The sequence below is a fragment of the Rhizomicrobium sp. genome, assembly GCA_037200985.1.
In the GTDB taxonomy this organism is placed as follows: Bacteria; Pseudomonadota; Alphaproteobacteria; order Micropepsales; family Micropepsaceae; genus Rhizomicrobium.
The window spans coordinates 4,506,603-4,522,733 of sequence record JBBCGJ010000001.1; the positions used below are offsets into that span (position 1 = coordinate 4,506,603).

Here is a 16,131-nt window from a genome sequence, read left to right on the forward strand (position 1 = left end):
TACTGCTTCAGGGCTTAGCGGATGTGCTGCAAGAAAAACGACAGAGGAAACGCGACGGCGTGGCGGTCGTACCGAAGGGTGCGGGTGAAGGCATGACGCTTGAGCGCGCGGGCTGCGAATGGAACTTTCTTTGCCACGTTTGGCTTTACGCTATACTGCCGATGCGAACATCGCAGATGGAGTCGCGTCCACGCAGGGGATTAACAAACTGTTCTGTCGCCGTTCACGAAAGGAATCGTGAAATCGGCGGCCAATAAGGAGTCAGAGTCATGAGCTCGCTCGACGTCTTTGACATCTTTTCGCGCGACTACGCGCGGGAACGCTTCGAGACCATGTCCTTGCGCGACTGGCTGCTCGCGGCGCGCGACGACAAGATGCTCTATGCCACGCCACCCGAACGCATGGTCGCCGCCATCGGCGAGGCCGCGCTGGTCGACACGGCGCAGGATCCCCGCCTCGCCCGCCTGTTCTCCAACCGCACCATCAAGGTCTATCCGGCCTTCACCGGCTTCTTCGGCATGGAAGACACGATCGAGCGCATCGTGGGCTACTTCAAGCACGCGGCGCAGGGCCTCGAGGAGAAGCGGCAGATTCTCTATCTGCTGGGGCCCGTCGGCGGCGGCAAGTCCTCGCTCGCCGAGCGCCTCAAGGACATGATGGAGAAGCATCCGATCTATGTGCTGAAAGCCGGTGACGTCATCAGCCCGGTATTCGAAAGCCCGCTGGGCCTTTTCCGTTCCGTCGAACTTGGCAATCTGCTCGCCGAGCGCTACGGCATCGAGCGCCACCGCGTCGGCGGCGTGATGAGCCCCTGGGCCGTCAAGCGGCTGGATGAGTTCGGCGGCGATATTTCGAAATTCGAAGTGGCGAAGATCTATCCGTCGAAGCTGCGCCAATATGCCATCGCCAAGACCGAGCCGGGCGACGAGAACAACCAGGATATCTCCGCGCTGGTCGGCAAGGTGGACATCCGCAAGCTGGAGCATTTCAGCCAGAACGATCCCGACGCCTATTCCTTCTCGGGCGGGTTGTGCCGGTCCAACCAGGGCCTTCTCGAATTCGTCGAGATGTTCAAGGCGCCGATCAAGGTGCTGCACCCGCTGCTGACCGCGACGCAGGAAGGCAATTACATCGGCACCGAGACGCTGGGCCCGATCCCGTTCAACGGCACCATCCTCGCCCATTCGAATGAGGCGGAATGGACCGTCTTCAAGAACAACCGCAACAACGAAGCCTTCCTCGATCGCATCTGCGTCGTCACCGTGCCCTATTGCCTGCGGGTGACGGAGGAGACCGCGATCTACAAGAAGCTGTTGGAGGCCTCCAACCTCGGCGGCACGCCGACCGCGCCCGAAACGCTGGAGATGCTGGCCAAGTTCTGCGTCGCCACGCGGCTGAAGGAGCACGAGAATTCCAACATCGTCTCCAAGATGCGCGTCTACGACGGCGAGAAGCTGAAGGACACCGATCCGAAGGCCAAGACCTTGCAGGAATACAAGGACATGGCCGGCGTCGACGAGGGCATGACCGGCATCTCGACCCGTTTCGCCTACAAGACGTTGTCGGAGACCTTCAACTACGACCATTCGGAGGTTGCGGCCGATCCGGTGCATCTGATGTATGTGCTGGAGCAGGCGATCAAGCGCGAGCAATTCCCCGACGAGACCGAGAAGAAATATCTCGAATTCATCAAGGCGGAGCTGGCGCCGCGCTATGCCGAGTTCATCGGCAAGGAGATCCAGAAGGCCTATCTGGAGTCCTATGGCGAGTACGGCCAGAACCTGTTCGACCGCTACATCGCCTATGCCGACGCCTGGATCGAGGACCAGGACTACAAGGACGCCGACACAGGCCAATTGCTCGACCGCGCGGCGCTCGACAACGAGCTCTCGAAGATCGAGAAGCCGGCGGGCATCGCCAATCCGAAGGATTTCCGCAACGAGGTCGTGAAGTTCGCGCTACGCTACCGCGCCCAGAACGACGGCAAGAACCCGGCCTGGACGGCCTATGAGAAGATCCGCTCGGTGATCGAGAAGCGCATGTTCACCCAGGTTGAGGACCTCCTGCCGGTGATCAGCTTCGAGTCCAAGAAGGACAACGACACGGCGAACAAGCACAACGAGTTCATCAAGCGCATGCTGGCGCGCGGCTATACCCCGCGTCAGGTCCGCCGCCTGGTCGAGTGGTACATGCGCGTGAACAAGGCGGGGTAGCATCGATGTCATCCCCGGCGAACGCGAGCGAAGCGAGCGTGAGGGAAGGGGACCCAGGCGGAAAGACCGGGCTCGATCTATCCACCTGGGTTCCCTTCCCCTCGCAATGCTTGCGCATTGCTCGGCCGGGAATGACAGCAGTGTGCGAATGACCCACTTCGTCGACCGCCGCCTCAATCCCAAGGGCAAGAGCCTCGCCAACCGGCAGCGCTTCCTGCGCCGCGCGCGAAATCAAATCCGCGAAGCCGTTCAGAAATCCCTCAAGGATTCCGCAGTCGCCGATCTCGGCAAGGAACGCAAGATCAAGATCTCGACCAAGGGCACGAAGGAGCCGCGCTTCCGGCTCGATCCGCGCGCCAGCGGCGAGCGCGACTTCGTCCTGCCCGGCAACAAGGAATTCTCGCCCGGTGACAGCATCGACAAGCCGAAATCGGGCAGCGGCGGCGCCGGCAAGGATGCTTCGGATTCCGGCGAGGGCGAGGACGATTTCGAGTTCACCATGACCCAGGACGAGGTGCTCGACATCTTCTTCGAGGATCTCGAACTGCCGAACCTCGTCCGCACCACGCTGAAGGAAACCCCGAACAAGCAGTGGAAGCGCGCCGGCATCACCACGGCCGGTTCGCCGACCCAGATCAACCTCGTGCGCACCATGCGCAATTCCTTCGGTCGGAGGCTTGCCCTGAAGCGCCCGACCATGGCCGACGTGGCGGCGCTGGAGGCCGCGCTTGCCGCCGCCGAGCAGGACGATCCGGTCGATCCCGCGAAGATATCGGCGCTGAAAGAGCATCTCGCCAGGGCCATCGCCAAGCGCAAATGGGTCGGCTTCATCGACCCGATCGACGTGCGGTTCAATTCCTTCACCGAGCAGCCGACGCCGACCAGCCAGGCGGTGATGTTCTGCCTGATGGACGTCTCGGGCTCGATGGGCGAGCGCGAGAAGGACCTCGCCAAGCGCTTCTACATGCTGCTGCACCTGTTCCTGAAGCGGCGTTACAAGAAGGTGGACGTCGTCTTCATCCGCCACACCCACGACGCGCAGGAAGTGAACGAGCAGGAGTTCTTCTATTCGCGCCAGTCGGGCGGCACGATCGTCTCGACCGCGCTCGACAAGATGCTGGAGATCCAGAAGGAGCGCTATGCGACGGCCGACTGGAACATCTACGCGGCGCAGGCCTCGGACGGCTACACGCAGTCGGGCGACGCGCGCCACTGCGTCGACATGCTGAACGAGCTGATCATGCCGCTCTGCCAGTACTACGCCTATATCGAGATCCTGGACGAGCGCGAGATGGAGGTATTCGCCTCCGAGGACAGCGGGGCCGAGCTTTGGCGCGCCTACCGCACCGTGGCGGAGGAATGGTCCAACTTCGCGACCAAGCGCATCGCCAAGCCGGCGGACATCTTCCCGGTGTTCCACGAGCTGTTCAAGAAAACGGAGGCGGCGTGATGTTCCTGTCGACATCGCCGATATCACGCAGTAGCCGTCATCCTGAGGTGCGAGCAAAGCGAGCCTCGAAGGAACACGGCGGGGCCCCGCCATGAGCAGTAAACTCCTCTTCACCGACTCCGAATGGGATTTCGCGACCGTCGAGCGGACCTACAAGGCCATCGAGGACATCGCGCTCAACGACCTCGGCCTCGACGTCTATCCCAACCAGATCGAGATCATCTCGTCCGAGCAGATGCTCGACGCCTATTCCTCCATCGCCATGCCGCTGATGTACAATCACTGGTCGTTCGGCAAGATGTTCGCGCGTGAGGAGACGCTCTACCGCTCCGGCTACTCGGCGCTCGCCTACGAGGTGGTGATCAATTCCAGCCCGTGCATCTCCTACCTTCTGGAGGAGAACACGATGACCATGCAGGCCCTCGTCATGGCGCATGCCGCGTTCGGCCACAACCACTTCTTCAAGAACAACTACCTGTTCCGGCAATGGACCAACGCCGAAGGCATCATGGATTATCTCGCCTTCGCCAAGAAATACATCGCCGCTTGCGAGGAGCGCTACGGCCGCGACGAAGTCGAGGCGGTGCTCGATTCCGCCCACGCGCTGATGGAGCAGGGCGTCTTCCGCTACCGCCGTCCGCCGCGCCCCTCGAAGGAGCGTGTGCAGGAAAAGCGCCGCCGCCGCGCCGAATACGAGGAGGAGGCCTATAGCGAGCTCTGGCGCACGCTGCCCGCCGGCATCGAGCCGCCTGCCGCGCCGCCGACGCGCGACCACGAAGACGAATATGGCGGCGACGCCAAGCTGCCGGAGGAGAACCTGCTCTATTTCCTGGAGAAGAACTCGCCGGTGCTGAAGGCCTGGCAGCGCGAGACGCTGCGCATCGTGCGCAACCTGTCGCAATATTTCTATCCGCAGCGCCAGCTCAAGGTGATGAACGAGGGCTGCGCCACCTTCGTGCACTACACGATCATGAACCTGCTCTACGAGCGCGGGCAGATCAGCGAAGGCTCGTGGCTCGAATTCATGCACAGCCACACCTCGGTCGTGTTCCAGCCCGAGTTCAGCGACAGGCGCTATTCCGGCTTCAATCCCTATGCGCTGGGTTATGGGATGATGGCGGATATCCGCCGCATCTGCGAGAAGCCGACGCCGGAAGATCGCGACTGGTTTCCCTCCTTCGCCGGCAAGGGCGACTGGATGGGGACGCTCAAGGATGCCTGGGCGAATTATCGCGACGAAAGTTTCATCGAGCAGTTCCTGTCGCCGAAGCTGATGCGCGATTTCCGTCTGTTCGCGCTCTACGACAAGGCGGATGCGTCCGCCTTCAAGGTGTCAGCGATCCACAACGAGGGCGGCTATCGCCAGGTGCGCGCCATGCTGGCGCGGCAGTATGACGTCGGCGCCGCCGACCCGAACATTCAGGTCACCGGCGCCGACCTCAAAGGCAACCGAACTCTGTTCCTGTCGCATGCCATGCATCGCGGCATTCCCCTGCACAATCAGACCAAGGAGCTTGTCCTTGCCCACGTCGAGCGCCTCTGGGGCCACGACGTGAAGCTGGAAGAGCATGCCGCTTAGCTGCGTGCCGGCTGGACCGTGACGGTTTGCGCCACGGGATGCTGTGTCGGCTGGAACGTCGGCGACCAGGTGACCTCGAGGAACAGCAGCGCCGCACCCGCGATCATGGCGAACATCAAGGCCTTCGCGCCCATGCCGTCGCCGGACTCTTGCTCGTTCATAACCCACTCCATCCTTTATGGCGCCGAGACCATTCTCGTTCGCCTGTGATCCGGAAATGGGGTGTGGTGGGCAGTTCGCAATAGTCCAATGCTGCGCTGCACCGAATGCGAGCCATGCGGAAAACGAATGTGTCCGCTCCTTGCGGACAGCCCCCAGCCTGCCCATGCCGCCGGCAGGGCGGGCCTTCTAAGGCCGCGCCGGTCGTGCGACGCTGACTGGCGGAAAAATCGGGGGAAGACATGGCGAAACGCACGCTGGACACCGGCACGACCGATCTGCTGGCCACGGTTGAGGCCGGGATAGCCGTCGTCGTCATGAACCGGCCCGAGCGGCGCAACGCCCTGTCGGGCGGCATGCTCACGGCAATGTCATCGGTGCTGGCCGCATGCGAGACCGATCCGGCGGTCGCCTGCGTCATTCTGACGGGCGCGGGCGGGGCGTTCTGCGCCGGCGGCGACGTGAAGGGCATGGCGGACGGGACCGGAGGCGGCTCGACGGCCGCGGCCGGCGCCGATCTCGACAGCCGCATCCATGCCCAGCGTATCAGCCAGCGGGGGACCGCCGGCCGGCTCTACAAGATGCCCAAGCCGACCATCGCCGCGATCCCGGGCCCCGCGGCCGGCGCGGGCCTGTCGCTGGCGCTGGCGTGCGACCTGCGCATCGCGGCGGAGGGGGCGGTGATGACCACCGCCTTCGCCAGGGTCGGCTTCTCCGGCGACTATGGCGGCACCTATTTTCTCAGCCACCTCGTGGGCAGCGCCAAGGCGCGCGAGCTCTATTATCTTTCCGAGCGCATCGACATGGCGGAAGCGCTCCGGCTCGGCCTGGTGAACTGGGTGGTGCCGGCGGACCAGCTCGAAACCCGGACGCGCGAGATCGCGCTGCGCCTCGCCAAGGGTCCGCGCGTCGCCTATCGCTACATGAAGGAAAACATCAACCGCGCGGTGACCGGCGCCGATATCGACGATTGCCTCGACCTGGAGGCGACGCATCACAACCACACCGGCCAGACCGAAGACCACCGCGAAGCCGCCAAGGCCTTCGTCGAAAAGCGCGAGCCCGTGTTCAAGGGGCGATGACGTCCAAAGAGGGGAGTGACATGCCGCGGTTGATCCTGGGCGCCGTTCTCGGCGTCGTTGCCTGGTTCGTCGTCGTGATCGGCCTCAGCCTCGCTTTGCGCGCGGCATCCCCGGATCTGTCGGCGGTGCTGAACGTGCACGCGACGGCGGCCGCGCTCGGCGGCAGGCTCGCCATCAGCTTTCTGGCATCGATCCTCGGCGGGCTGGTCGCGGCCTTCGCCGCAGGGGAGCGCAGCCGCGCGCCGCTCGCGAGCGGCGTGCTGCTGCTGATCGGCTTCGGCTACTACCATGTGACGATGATCTGGAATCAATTCCCGGTCTGGTATCACCTGACCTTCTTCGTCTCGCTGCCGCTCCTCAGCCTCCTCGGCGCGCGCCTGAAATCGGCGTGACGCATCTGGGCGTCCTCGCGCGCCCGTGATCGCGTGCCGCCAAAGCGCCCCATTCGCGCCCTGCGGCGGTCCCGATTGAGGTCGAGGCTCCCCTGCATTGGTTCAGGCAGGGGAAACCGATGACAAGCAATCGAAATTCCGTTCTTCGTTGGGCCGCACTCGCGCTGGGCGCGGCTTTGCCGTTCGTGCTGGCCGCCTGTGTCGCCGGTGCGGACAAGACCGCGCATCCGACCACCGTCGATGCCAAGCTTGCCGAGGCGCCGCCTCCACCGCCGCCGCCGCCGGCGCCTTATGCCGGCGGTCTCGTCAACAGCATGGCCGCGCGGGCGCCGATGCAGGCGGCGATGCCGCCCTATTGGCAGCCCGCCAACACCTCGAAATTCCCCGACGCCAAGCCGAACGCCGTGATCGTCGCGGCGGAACAGCCTGTCTCGACCTTCTCCATCGACGTCGACACGGCCTCTTATGGCGTGGTGCGCGACGCGCTGAACGCCGGCGCCCTGCCGCCCGCCGATGCGGTGCGGATCGAGGAGATGGTGAACTATTTCGACTACGGCTACCCGCTGCCGGAAGACCGCAAGACCCCGTTCCGCGCCAGCGTGCGCGTCTATCCGACGCCGTGGAACAAGGACACGCAGATCCTGCATATCGGCATCAAGGGCTTCGACATCCCGAAGAAGGAGCGGCCGCCGGCCAATCTCGTCTTCCTGATCGACAGCTCCGGCTCGATGAACGAGCCGAACAAGCTGCCGCTGCTCAAGCGCGCTTTCCATCTTCTGGTCGACCAGCTCGGCGCCAAGGACCGCATCGCCATCGTCACCTATGCCGGCCAGGTCGGCGTGGTGCTGGAGCCGACGCCCGGCACCGACAAGGCGAAGATCCTCGCCGCGCTCGACCGCCTCGAGGCCGGCGGCTCGACCGCGGGCGGCGAAGGCATCCGCGTCGCCTATCAGCTCGCCGAGGCCAATTTCATGAAGGGAGCGGTCAACCGCGTGCTGCTGGCGACCGACGGCGACTTCAACGTCGGCATCACCGATCACAAGGCGCTGGAGGATTTCGTCACCCGCGAGCGCGCCAGCGGCGTCTACCTGACCTGTCTCGGCTTCGGCAACGACAACTACCAGGACGCGACGATGCAGAAGCTGGCCCAGGCCGGCAACGGCAACGCCGCCTTCATCGACACGCTGAACGAGGCGCACAAAGTCTTTGTCGACCAGATCGCCGGCACGCTCTTCACCATCGCCAACGACGTGAAGATCCAGGTCGAGTTCAATCCGGCGCGCGTCGCCGAATACCGCCTGATCGGCTATGAGACCCGCATGCTGAACCGCACCGACTTCAACAACGACAAGGTCGACGCCGGCGACATCGGCTCGGGCGCCACCGTGACCGCGCTGTACGAGATCACGCCGGTCGGCTCGAAGGCCGCGATGGCCGACCCGCTGCGCTACGCCAAGCCGGCCAAGGGCGACGCGAAGGGTGAGCTCGCCTTCCTCAAAATCCGCTACAAGCTGCCCGGCGAGACGGTGTCCAAGCTGATCGAGCGGCCCATCGGCAATGCGGACCTGGCGAAGGATTTCGCGGCCGTGTCGCCGGACATGCGCTTCGCGGCCTCCGTCGCGGGCGCGGCCCAGCTCATGCGCCACGATCCCTACATCAGGGATTTCGACTACGACCGCGCCCGGGCGATCGCGACGGCGGCGCGGGGCGACGATGCCTTCGGCTACCGCGCCGAGTTCATCCGCATGCTCGACCTCGCCAAAAGCGCGTCGTCGCAACAGGCGCTGAACAACGGACGGCCGGTGGAGTGAGATGCATCGACCCTCCCTCAGAGGGAGGGTCGAAATTTGCGAGCGAAGCGACGCAAATTTCGGGGAGGGGTCGGTTGCGGTGTCGGACCCTTCTCCGAAAAATCTCCACTGACGGTCACGGGTTGCCGGCCAGCATCAGCGTCGGTACCCCGCCCGTCCCGTCGCGCGCGGTGAAGACCTGCGTGCCGGGCTTGCGGCCCGGACGCACCTCGGAAACATCGAGTCCAGCCGCGGCGATGCGGGCGCGGGCGGCATGTGGATCGCGCACCCGCCACGCGAGACCGCCGAAGCTGTCTTTCGCATCGCCGGCCGGCGCCGCCAGGCTGGCCGCGATCTCGACCACCGCGTTGCCGCAGCGGAAGAACAATTGCCGCGCCCCCCATTGCGGGTTGACGCGATCGAGCCTGAGATTGAGGCCCAGCCGTCCGCCATAAAGCGCCACCGCGCGCTCCGCGTCGGCGGTGCGGATCACGATGTGATCGAGTTCGGCGACGGCGGCGTCCTCTGGGCCGTCGGCGTGCGGTATCGGCCAGGACGCCGCGCCTGGCCTGCTCTCGGCCAGGAACAGCGCGACGCCATGGGCGCTCTTGCGCTTCATCGTGGCGAGTTCCCAGGTCCTCTCGACGCCATCCGCGTTCCGCGTGCGCGTCGTGTGGCGCGGCAGAAAGACGAGGCCGCGCCTTTCATAGAGCCGCAGCGCGCCGGCGAGATCGGGCACCGAGAATCCCAAGCCCCAGATCGCGTCGCCGAATTTGTCGATTTCCGCGCGCGACGCATCCGCTTCCGGGCCCTCGCCATGCGTGCCGATGACGTCGAGCGCGGCATTGGCGGACTGGAACCAGGCATGTCGCCCGCCCCGCATGAATCCGAGCCAGTTGGGAGCACGCCCGAACACGGCGGTATAGCCGGCCACCGTCGCGTCGAAATCGCGAACGAGGATGGCGATATGGTCGATCCCGGAGATCATGCCGGACTGTACCGGCGATCGCCGCGCCCCGCCAATCGGCACTGGTATTGACGTCGCGGCCCGCTAATCTCGCCGGCATGCATGCCATCGCGACCGCCAATACCATCCTGCTGCTCGGTTCGGCGCTGATTCTGGCCGGTGTCCTCTCCAGCCTGATCGCCACGCGCTTCGGCGCGCCCATGCTGCTGCTCTTCCTGGGGATCGGCATGCTGGCGGGCGAGGACGGCCCCGGCGGCCTGGCCTTCTCCGACTACAGCCTGTCCAACCTGATCGGCTCGCTGGCGCTGACCGTGATCCTGTTCGACGGCGGGCTGCGGACCCGGCTGGCGGCGTATCGCGGCCTGTTCGCGCCGGCGCTGCTCCTGGCGACGGTCGGCGTCGTCATCACGGCGGCGCTGTCGGGCGTGGTGGCCTATTACGCACTCGATCTCGATGCGGCGCAGAGCTTCCTGCTGGGCGCCGTGATCGCCTCCACCGACGCGGCGGCGGTGTTCTTCCTGCTGCGGACCGGCAATGTGCAGCTTCGCCGCAAATCCGGTGCGATCCTGGAGCTGGAATCGGGCACCAACGACCCCGTCGCGGTCTTCCTCACCATGGCGACGGTCGCCTTCCTCGCCGCCCATGGCGGCATGAGCGCGGCCGCGGTCGCCGGATCGCTCCTCGCGCAGGCCGGGATCGGCGCCGTCATCGGCGTGGGCGGCGGACTGGCCATCGTGACGCTGCTCAACCGGCTCAACCTGCCGACCGGATTGCATCCCCTGCTCGCCATCGGCGGCGCCGTGATGATCTATGCGCTGGCGGCGACGCTGGAAGGCTCGGGCTTTTTCGCCGCTTATCTCGCCGGTCTCGTCGTCGGCAACCGGCCGGTGCGCGCCTATGCCAGCATCCTCAGCCTCAACGACGCCGTAACGTGGCTGGCGCAGATCGTGATGTTCGTCGTGCTCGGCCTCCTGGTGTCGCCGCACCGCCTGATCGCCGTCGCGCTGCCGTCGCTCGCCATCTCGCTGTTCCTGATCTTCGTCGCCCGGCCGGTGGCGGTGTGGGCCTGCCTGCAATGGTTCGGTTTCACTTGGCGTGAGAAGACCTTCGTGAGCTGGGTGGGCCTTCGGGGCGCGGTCAGCATCTTCCTCGCCGCCGTGCCGACGCTGGCGGGCCTGCGCCATGCCGAGCTCTATTTCGACGTCGCATTCTTCGTCGTGCTGGTGTCCCTGGTGCTGCAGGGCTGGACGACGAAATGGGCGGCGCAGCGCCTCGGCCAGGTGCTGCCGCGCCAGTCCGCGCCGGTGCAGCGGGTCGAGATCGACCTGCCGGGGCAGACCGATTTCGAGCTGGTCGGCTATCCCGTGCTGCCCGACAGCCGCGTCTTGAACGTCACCGCCATGCCGTTCTGGAGCCGCGCCGCCCTCGTGGTGCGCGACCGCGAAATCCTGGAGCCGGCAGCCGCCGGCAAGCTGAAGAGCGGCGACTACGCCTATTTCCTGACACCGGCCCTGCGCGTGGCGCGGCTGGACGGGCTGTTCGCGCCGCTGGCCGAGGCGGCCGATGTCGACGATTGCGACTGCGAGTTCCAGATCCACGGCGACACGCCGCTGCGCCTGATCGCGGCGATGTACGACATCGACCTTGCCGGCGTGAACGTCGAACAGACGATCGCGCAGCTCTTCGCCGAGCGCTTCGACCAGGCGCCGGAGATCGGCGACCGCCTGCCGCTCGGCAACTGCGTGCTGACCGTTCGGGCGCTGAGCGGCGACGACGTGATCGAAGCCGGCCTGCGCTTCGACGAGGAAGTGAAGGCGCGGCCCGCATCGCGGTTCCGCGCCTTCCTGCGGCGATTGCTCCGGCGGGATTAGCCGACCAGCGGCTTGTCCTGGACGCGGGCGAAGAACTTCGCGCTCTGCTCGCCGCCCTGGTTGTAGTGCTTGGCGGTCGACCAGTCGGCGATCTTGCCGATATAGGCGGCGACGTCGTCGGCGGTCGCCTTATGACCGAGATTGACGCCGTCGGTCTCCACGATCTGGGCGGCCGCGAACACGCCGGCGCCCGCGGTGATGATCATGCCGGTCGGCGCGTCCTCGCTCACCAGATAGACCACGGCGGGCGTCACGTTTTCCGGCTGCAGCATCGCCAGGATGTTCGGCGGCATCAGGTTCTCGGTCATCCGCGTCGCCGCGATCGGGCCGATGGCGTTGACCTTGATGTTGTCCTTGGCGCCTTCGAGCTTCAGCGTGTTCATGAAGCCGACCAGGCTGAGCTTCGCCGCGCCGTAATTGGTCTGGCCGAAATTGCCGTAGAGGCCGGTCGACGACGTCGTCACCACGATGCGGCCATATTGCTGCTTCTTGAAGATCTCCCACAGCGCCTTGCACGGCTTGACGGTGCCCATCAGGTGCACGGCCATGACGGCATCGAAATCCTTCAGCTCCATCTTCGTGAAGCTCTTGTCGCGCAGGATGCCGGCATTGGCGATCAGGATGTCGACGCGGCCCCACTTGTCCATCGTCTGGCTGACGAGATGGGCGACGCCCGCATCGTCGCTGACCGAGGCGCCGTTGGCGATCGCCTCGCCGCCCGCAGCGGTGATCTCCTTGACCACGGCCTCCGCCGCGGCCGAATTGCCGCCGGTGCCGTCGACCGAGCCGCCCAGATCGTTGACCACGACCTTCGCGCCCCGCCGGGCGAGCTCCAGCGCATGGGCGCGGCCGAGGCCGCCGCCGGCGCCGGTGACGATGGCGACTTTGCCGTTGAACTCGATGGTCATGGGAAATCCTTTCGTTCTGGCTGCCGGAGTAGATGGCGCAGGGGCGCGGACCGGTCAAGCCGTGGCGGGGCGCGTCGCGAAAAACCGTCGCAGCGCGCGGTTTGCGGGGATTTCGACGGCGATGCACAGGAACCAGCCCCAGACAATGCAGACCGCCAGCAGGGCGAAGGGCTCCGGCCACCAGATCAGCTCGCCGAAGGGTATGCCGAAGACGGCTGCATCCCAGGGATAGTAGCGCTCGAAGAAGCGGATGAGCTGCAGCCAGGCTGTCTGGCCCATATAGATCGCGTAGGACCACTCCCCGAGGCGCAGCAGCGTCGGCCGCTGGAAGAAGCGCGCCAGGAAGCCGCGGTCGAAGCTGAGGGCATAGACCAGCGCGAACATGGGTGCGACCGTGTAGATGTCGCGCGGCGTGTGCGACCAGCCATTGTCGAACGTCCCATACCCCCACCACACGAGAACCGCGACCTGGAAACCGGAGATCGCGACCTCCGGCAGCCGGTCGGCGAGGGGCTTGGTCTTGCCGTAGAGGCCGCACAGGCCGACGCCGACGGCGAAGGCGCTCATGCCGCGGAAGATTCCGTTGTGGAAGGTGATGTCGAGCCCGTGCTTGCCGGTGAAAGAGAGATAGGCAAGGCCCGCCATGCCGGCCGCGATCAGGCCGATGGCGCTCCACCAGCCGCTGCGCGACAGCACGACATAGACCGGAAACAGCAGGCAGAGCAGGAATTCGACGCTGACGAACCAGCTCGCGCCGTTCCAGGTGAGATAGGGCAGGATGTTCCACGCCTGGACCAGGAACAGGTTGGCGACGAAGCTCGGCCAGGTCACGATCGGATGGTAGTGCTCCTGGTAGATCGAGACGGTATGCGTCGCCGCCGCGAGGCCGTTCAGGATCAGCATCATTGCCAGGATGTAGAGCAGCATCGTCAGGTGCAGCGGATAGAGCCGCGACAGGCGCGCGATCAGGAATTCCTTGCAGGTGCTGCCGCGCCAGAACGCGGCGGCGCGCGCGCCATAGACATAGGTCAGGATGAATCCCGACAGCGCGAAGAAGAACTCGACCCACAGATAGCCGTGCCCGACCAGAAGATCGAACGGCTTGAAGTTGCGGTAATGGTGTCCCTCGCAGAAATGGTAGAGCACCAGGATCAGCGGCGGAATCGCCCGCGCGCCGGCCAGGGCCCTGATCTCGCCCGGACGTGCCGCGGTCATGGCGCGGCCAGCTCCGGGAAGCGCGACGTGATGGCGTCGACCGCCGTCTTGAGCCGCGCGAAGCGCGAGCCGGTGACGGTCACGAAGGGCAGGCCGCGATGCTCGAGCTCGCGGCGGGTCTGCGCGAACATCTTCGCCCGCGTCGCCTGATCGGGAAAATAGCGGATGCCGTCGGCCACGAACGGCACGTCGATATCGCAGAGCAGATAGAGGTCGGCCGGATCGTCGATGCGGTCGAGATCGTCCGGCCGCTGGCCGAGCAGGACGTCGGCCCATACCGCCGTCATGACCGCGTCGGTGTCGAACACGATTAACGTGTCTGCCTTGCGCCGGGCGGCCGCGGCGAGGAGCTCATGTCCCTGGCGGATGGCGCGCAGATCCTCCATGTCGCACTCGTTGCCGAAAATCTCGCAATAAAGCCGACCGTATTCCGGCACCGCCACGGCGCCGAAATGCTCCGCCAGTTGGCTCGCCAGCGTCGTTTTGCCGGTCGATTCCGGTCCATGCAGACAGACGGTTCTCATGCCGGGGGCGCACCGGCGAACTGGCGATGCCATTCGCGCAGGCCCAGCACCGACAGTAACAGGAACACGGCATAGAGCGCCGTGGTCGGATAGAGGCCCTTCCAGAAATACAGGCCGATCTGCACGACGTCGGTGACGATCCACAGGACCCAGTTTTCGACCTTGCGCACCGAGAGCAGATACTGGGCGACGACGCTTAAGGCGGTGGTGTTGGCATCCATCCAAGGCGCCGCGTCGGAGGTATGGCGCGCGAGATACCAGCCTTCCGCAAGCGTCGCCACGGCGACGGCCGCAAGCCACGCCCAGCGGCCCCGATCGGTCAGGATCTCGACCCGGGCGAGGCCCCGTGCGTCGCGCGCGCGCAGCCAGTTCCACCAGCCATAGATTTGGACGACAAAAAAGAAGCCCTGCAGTGCTGCGTCTGAATAAAGTCGGGCATCGAAGAAGACCCAGGCATAGAGCACCACCATCGCCAGGCCGAACGGATAGTTCCAGATGCTTCGCCGGATCAGCAGCGCGACGTTGGCGACGCCCAACAAGGCGGCAATGATCTCGATGGTCGACATGAGGCCCCTGGCGCCGACATTGCGGTCGTGCGGCGTTCTAGCATGTGGCCGCGGCGGCGCGCATCCCCTGGCTTCCCCCACCGCCGAATTCCCGTAAGCTGGCGATGCGCATCGGGGGTGAAGGCATGCCGTTTATCGAGTCGCTTCAGCCTTTCGGCTTTCACCTCCAATCGGCCCTGGGCATCCTCGTCATCCTCCTCGTCGCCTGGCTCTTTTCCGAAAACCGCCGCGCCTTTCCCTGGCGGATCGCCATCCTCGGCATCGCGCTGCAGGCCGGCATTGCCCTGCTGCTCCTGAAAGTCGAACTGGCGCGCGATGCCCTGTTCGGCCTCAACGGCGTGGTCGCCGTGCTGACCGACGCGACGCGGGCCGGCACCGGCTTCGTCTACGGCTTCGTCGGCGGCGGGCCGTCGCCCTTCGCGCCCGGCGTGGTCGACCCGGCAAGGCTCACCAATTTCGCCTTCGCCATCCTGCCCCTGGTCATCATCATCTCGGCCCTGTCGGCCATCCTGTGGTACTGGCGCATCCTGCCGCTCATCGTCGGCGCCATGGCCTTCGTGCTCCGGCGCACGCTCGGCATCGGCGGCGCCGTCGGCCTCGGCGCGGCGGCGACCGTGTTCCTCGGCAACATCGAAGGCTCGCTGGTCGTGCGACCCTATCTCGCCAGGATCACGCGCACCGAGCTCTTCATCCTGATGACGACCGGCCTCGCCGTCGTCGCCGGCACGGTGTTCGTGGTCTACGCCAACATGCTGGCGCATGTGCTGCCGGGCGCGCTCGGCCACATCCTCGTCGCCTCGATGATGTCGCTGCCCGCCGCCATCGTGGTCGCCTGCATCATGGTGCCCGGCGACGCGGTGACCGACATGAGCCAGACCGATCCCAGCCACAAATACCATTCGACGATGGACGCGATGGCGCGCGGCACCGAGGACGGCCTGAAGATCTATCTCCAGATCATTGCGATGCTGATCGTGACCGTGGCGATCGTCGCCATCGTCAACTCGATCCTCGGCCATTTCCCCGCCTTCGAGGGTGCGCCGCTGACTCTTCAGCGCATCCTGGGCTGGCTGTTCGCGCCGGTGGTGTGGCTTTACGGCGTGCCGTGGCACGAGGCGGTTCAGGCCGGAAGCCTGCTCGGCGTCAAGACGATCCTGAACGAGTTCATCGCCTATTCGGACCTCGCCGCGATGCCGGTAGGCACGTTCGATCCGCGCACCACCCAGATCATGGTCTATTGCCTATGCGGCTTCGCCAATTTCGCCTCCGTCGGCATTCTGATCGCCGGCTTCGGCACGCTGATCCCGGAGCGCCGCGACGAGATCGTGCCGCTCGCGATGCGCGCCATCGTGTCCGGCACGATGGCGAGCGGGCTGACCGGCGCGATGATCGGGCTGTTGCCGGTGACGTGACCG

At 65.5% G+C, this 16,131-nt stretch carries 14 protein-coding genes; 8 read left to right on the top strand and 6 right to left on the bottom strand.

Features of this window, described 5'->3' with window-relative positions:
- Positions 1–269: 269 nt before the first annotated feature.
- The 3 genes from WDN01_22120 to WDN01_22130 all read left to right on the top strand — a co-directional run bounded on the left by WDN01_22120 (position 270) and on the right by WDN01_22130 (position 5,242).
- The gene (locus tag WDN01_22120) at positions 270–2,213 is read left to right on the top strand and encodes a PrkA family serine protein kinase (GenBank protein MEJ0028732.1); all 1,944 of its coding nucleotides are present in this window, start codon (positions 270–272) and stop codon (positions 2,211–2,213) included.
- Positions 2,214–2,361: 148 nt separating this feature from the next.
- Positions 2,362–3,663, top strand: a complete 1,302-nt coding sequence (locus WDN01_22125; protein ID MEJ0028733.1) for a YeaH/YhbH family protein — start codon at positions 2,362–2,364, stop codon at positions 3,661–3,663.
- A 91-nt stretch (positions 3,664–3,754) separates the two neighbouring features.
- Entirely contained in the window at positions 3,755–5,242 is a 1,488-nt protein-coding gene (locus tag WDN01_22130) for a SpoVR family protein (protein ID MEJ0028734.1), read from the top strand.
- Here the strand turns inward: WDN01_22130 and WDN01_22135 are convergent.
- Positions 5,239–5,403: a hypothetical protein gene (locus WDN01_22135; GenBank protein MEJ0028735.1), complete on the bottom strand. Its 165-nt coding sequence runs from the start codon at positions 5,401–5,403 to the stop codon at positions 5,239–5,241. The genes WDN01_22130 and WDN01_22135 overlap by 4 nt on opposite strands.
- Before the next feature lie 240 nt (positions 5,404–5,643).
- Here WDN01_22135 and WDN01_22140 point away from each other — a divergent pair, with 240 nt between their 5' ends.
- From WDN01_22140 to WDN01_22150, 3 genes are all read left to right on the top strand, one after another.
- Entirely contained in the window at positions 5,644–6,483 is an 840-nt protein-coding gene (locus WDN01_22140) for an enoyl-CoA hydratase-related protein (protein MEJ0028736.1), read from the top strand.
- 20 nt (positions 6,484–6,503) lie between these two features.
- Positions 6,504–6,875, top strand: a complete 372-nt coding sequence (locus tag WDN01_22145; protein ID MEJ0028737.1) for a hypothetical protein — start codon at positions 6,504–6,506, stop codon at positions 6,873–6,875.
- Positions 6,876–6,994: 119 nt separating this feature from the next.
- Complete coding sequence (locus WDN01_22150; GenBank protein ID MEJ0028738.1) at positions 6,995–8,686, top strand: VWA domain-containing protein; 1,692 nt, start codon at positions 6,995–6,997, stop codon at positions 8,684–8,686.
- A gap of 115 nt (positions 8,687–8,801) precedes the next feature.
- Here the strand turns inward: WDN01_22150 and WDN01_22155 are convergent, their stop codons facing one another.
- Complete coding sequence (locus WDN01_22155) at positions 8,802–9,653, bottom strand: VOC family protein (protein MEJ0028739.1); 852 nt, start codon at positions 9,651–9,653, stop codon at positions 8,802–8,804.
- Positions 9,654–9,730: 77 nt separating this feature from the next.
- Between WDN01_22155 and WDN01_22160 the strand changes: the two genes are divergently transcribed.
- On the top strand, positions 9,731–11,503 hold the full coding sequence (locus tag WDN01_22160) for a potassium/proton antiporter (GenBank protein MEJ0028740.1): 1,773 nt from the start codon (positions 9,731–9,733) through the stop codon (positions 11,501–11,503).
- Here WDN01_22160 and WDN01_22165 read toward each other — a convergent pair.
- From WDN01_22165 to pnuC, 4 genes are read right to left on the bottom strand one after another with little or no spacing between them, the layout of a single operon-like run.
- The gene (locus WDN01_22165; protein MEJ0028741.1) at positions 11,500–12,411 is read right to left on the bottom strand and encodes an SDR family NAD(P)-dependent oxidoreductase; all 912 of its coding nucleotides are present in this window, start codon (positions 12,409–12,411) and stop codon (positions 11,500–11,502) included. The two genes, WDN01_22160 and WDN01_22165, sit on opposite strands and share 4 nt — an antisense overlap.
- 54 nt (positions 12,412–12,465) lie before the next feature.
- Positions 12,466–13,626, bottom strand: coding sequence for an acyltransferase (locus WDN01_22170; protein MEJ0028742.1), 1,161 nt, complete (start codon positions 13,624–13,626; stop codon positions 12,466–12,468).
- Positions 13,623–14,150, bottom strand: coding sequence for an ATP-binding protein (locus WDN01_22175; GenBank protein MEJ0028743.1), 528 nt, complete (start codon positions 14,148–14,150; stop codon positions 13,623–13,625). Before WDN01_22175 ends, WDN01_22170 begins: the two co-directional genes overlap by 4 nt.
- Positions 14,147–14,716: a nicotinamide riboside transporter PnuC gene (gene pnuC / locus WDN01_22180; protein ID MEJ0028744.1), complete on the bottom strand. Its 570-nt coding sequence runs from the start codon at positions 14,714–14,716 to the stop codon at positions 14,147–14,149. The genes WDN01_22175 and pnuC overlap by 4 nt, the downstream gene beginning before the upstream one ends.
- Before the next feature lie 125 nt (positions 14,717–14,841).
- On the opposite strand from pnuC, the gene WDN01_22185 reads away from it, so the two are divergent.
- Positions 14,842–16,128, top strand: a complete 1,287-nt coding sequence (locus WDN01_22185; GenBank protein MEJ0028745.1) for a nucleoside transporter C-terminal domain-containing protein — start codon at positions 14,842–14,844, stop codon at positions 16,126–16,128.
- Positions 16,129–16,131: the final 3 nt, after the last annotated feature.

Excerpts from the sequence above, each read along its gene's own strand:
- WDN01_22125 (MEJ0028733.1), top strand. The coding sequence starts at position 2,362 with ATGACCCACTTCGTCGACCGCCGCCTCAATCCCAAGGGCAAGAGCCTC.
- WDN01_22175 (MEJ0028743.1), bottom strand. The coding sequence starts at position 14,150 with ATGAGAACCGTCTGTCTGCATGGACCGGAATCGACCGGCAAAACGACG.
- WDN01_22160 (MEJ0028740.1), top strand. The coding sequence starts at position 9,731 with ATGCATGCCATCGCGACCGCCAATACCATCCTGCTGCTCGGTTCGGCG.
- WDN01_22155 (MEJ0028739.1), bottom strand. The coding sequence starts at position 9,653 with ATGATCTCCGGGATCGACCATATCGCCATCCTCGTTCGCGATTTCGAC.
- WDN01_22170 (MEJ0028742.1), bottom strand. The coding sequence starts at position 13,626 with ATGACCGCGGCACGTCCGGGCGAGATCAGGGCCCTGGCCGGCGCGCGG.
- WDN01_22145 (MEJ0028737.1), top strand. The coding sequence starts at position 6,504 with ATGCCGCGGTTGATCCTGGGCGCCGTTCTCGGCGTCGTTGCCTGGTTC.
- WDN01_22140 (MEJ0028736.1), top strand. The coding sequence starts at position 5,644 with ATGGCGAAACGCACGCTGGACACCGGCACGACCGATCTGCTGGCCACG.
- WDN01_22165 (MEJ0028741.1), bottom strand. The coding sequence starts at position 12,411 with ATGACCATCGAGTTCAACGGCAAAGTCGCCATCGTCACCGGCGCCGGC.
- WDN01_22185 (MEJ0028745.1), top strand. The coding sequence starts at position 14,842 with ATGCCGTTTATCGAGTCGCTTCAGCCTTTCGGCTTTCACCTCCAATCG.
- WDN01_22120 (MEJ0028732.1), top strand. The coding sequence starts at position 270 with ATGAGCTCGCTCGACGTCTTTGACATCTTTTCGCGCGACTACGCGCGG.
- WDN01_22135 (MEJ0028735.1), bottom strand. The coding sequence starts at position 5,403 with ATGAACGAGCAAGAGTCCGGCGACGGCATGGGCGCGAAGGCCTTGATG.
- WDN01_22130 (MEJ0028734.1), top strand. The coding sequence starts at position 3,755 with ATGAGCAGTAAACTCCTCTTCACCGACTCCGAATGGGATTTCGCGACC.
- WDN01_22150 (MEJ0028738.1), top strand. The coding sequence starts at position 6,995 with ATGACAAGCAATCGAAATTCCGTTCTTCGTTGGGCCGCACTCGCGCTG.
- pnuC (MEJ0028744.1), bottom strand. The coding sequence starts at position 14,716 with ATGTCGACCATCGAGATCATTGCCGCCTTGTTGGGCGTCGCCAACGTC.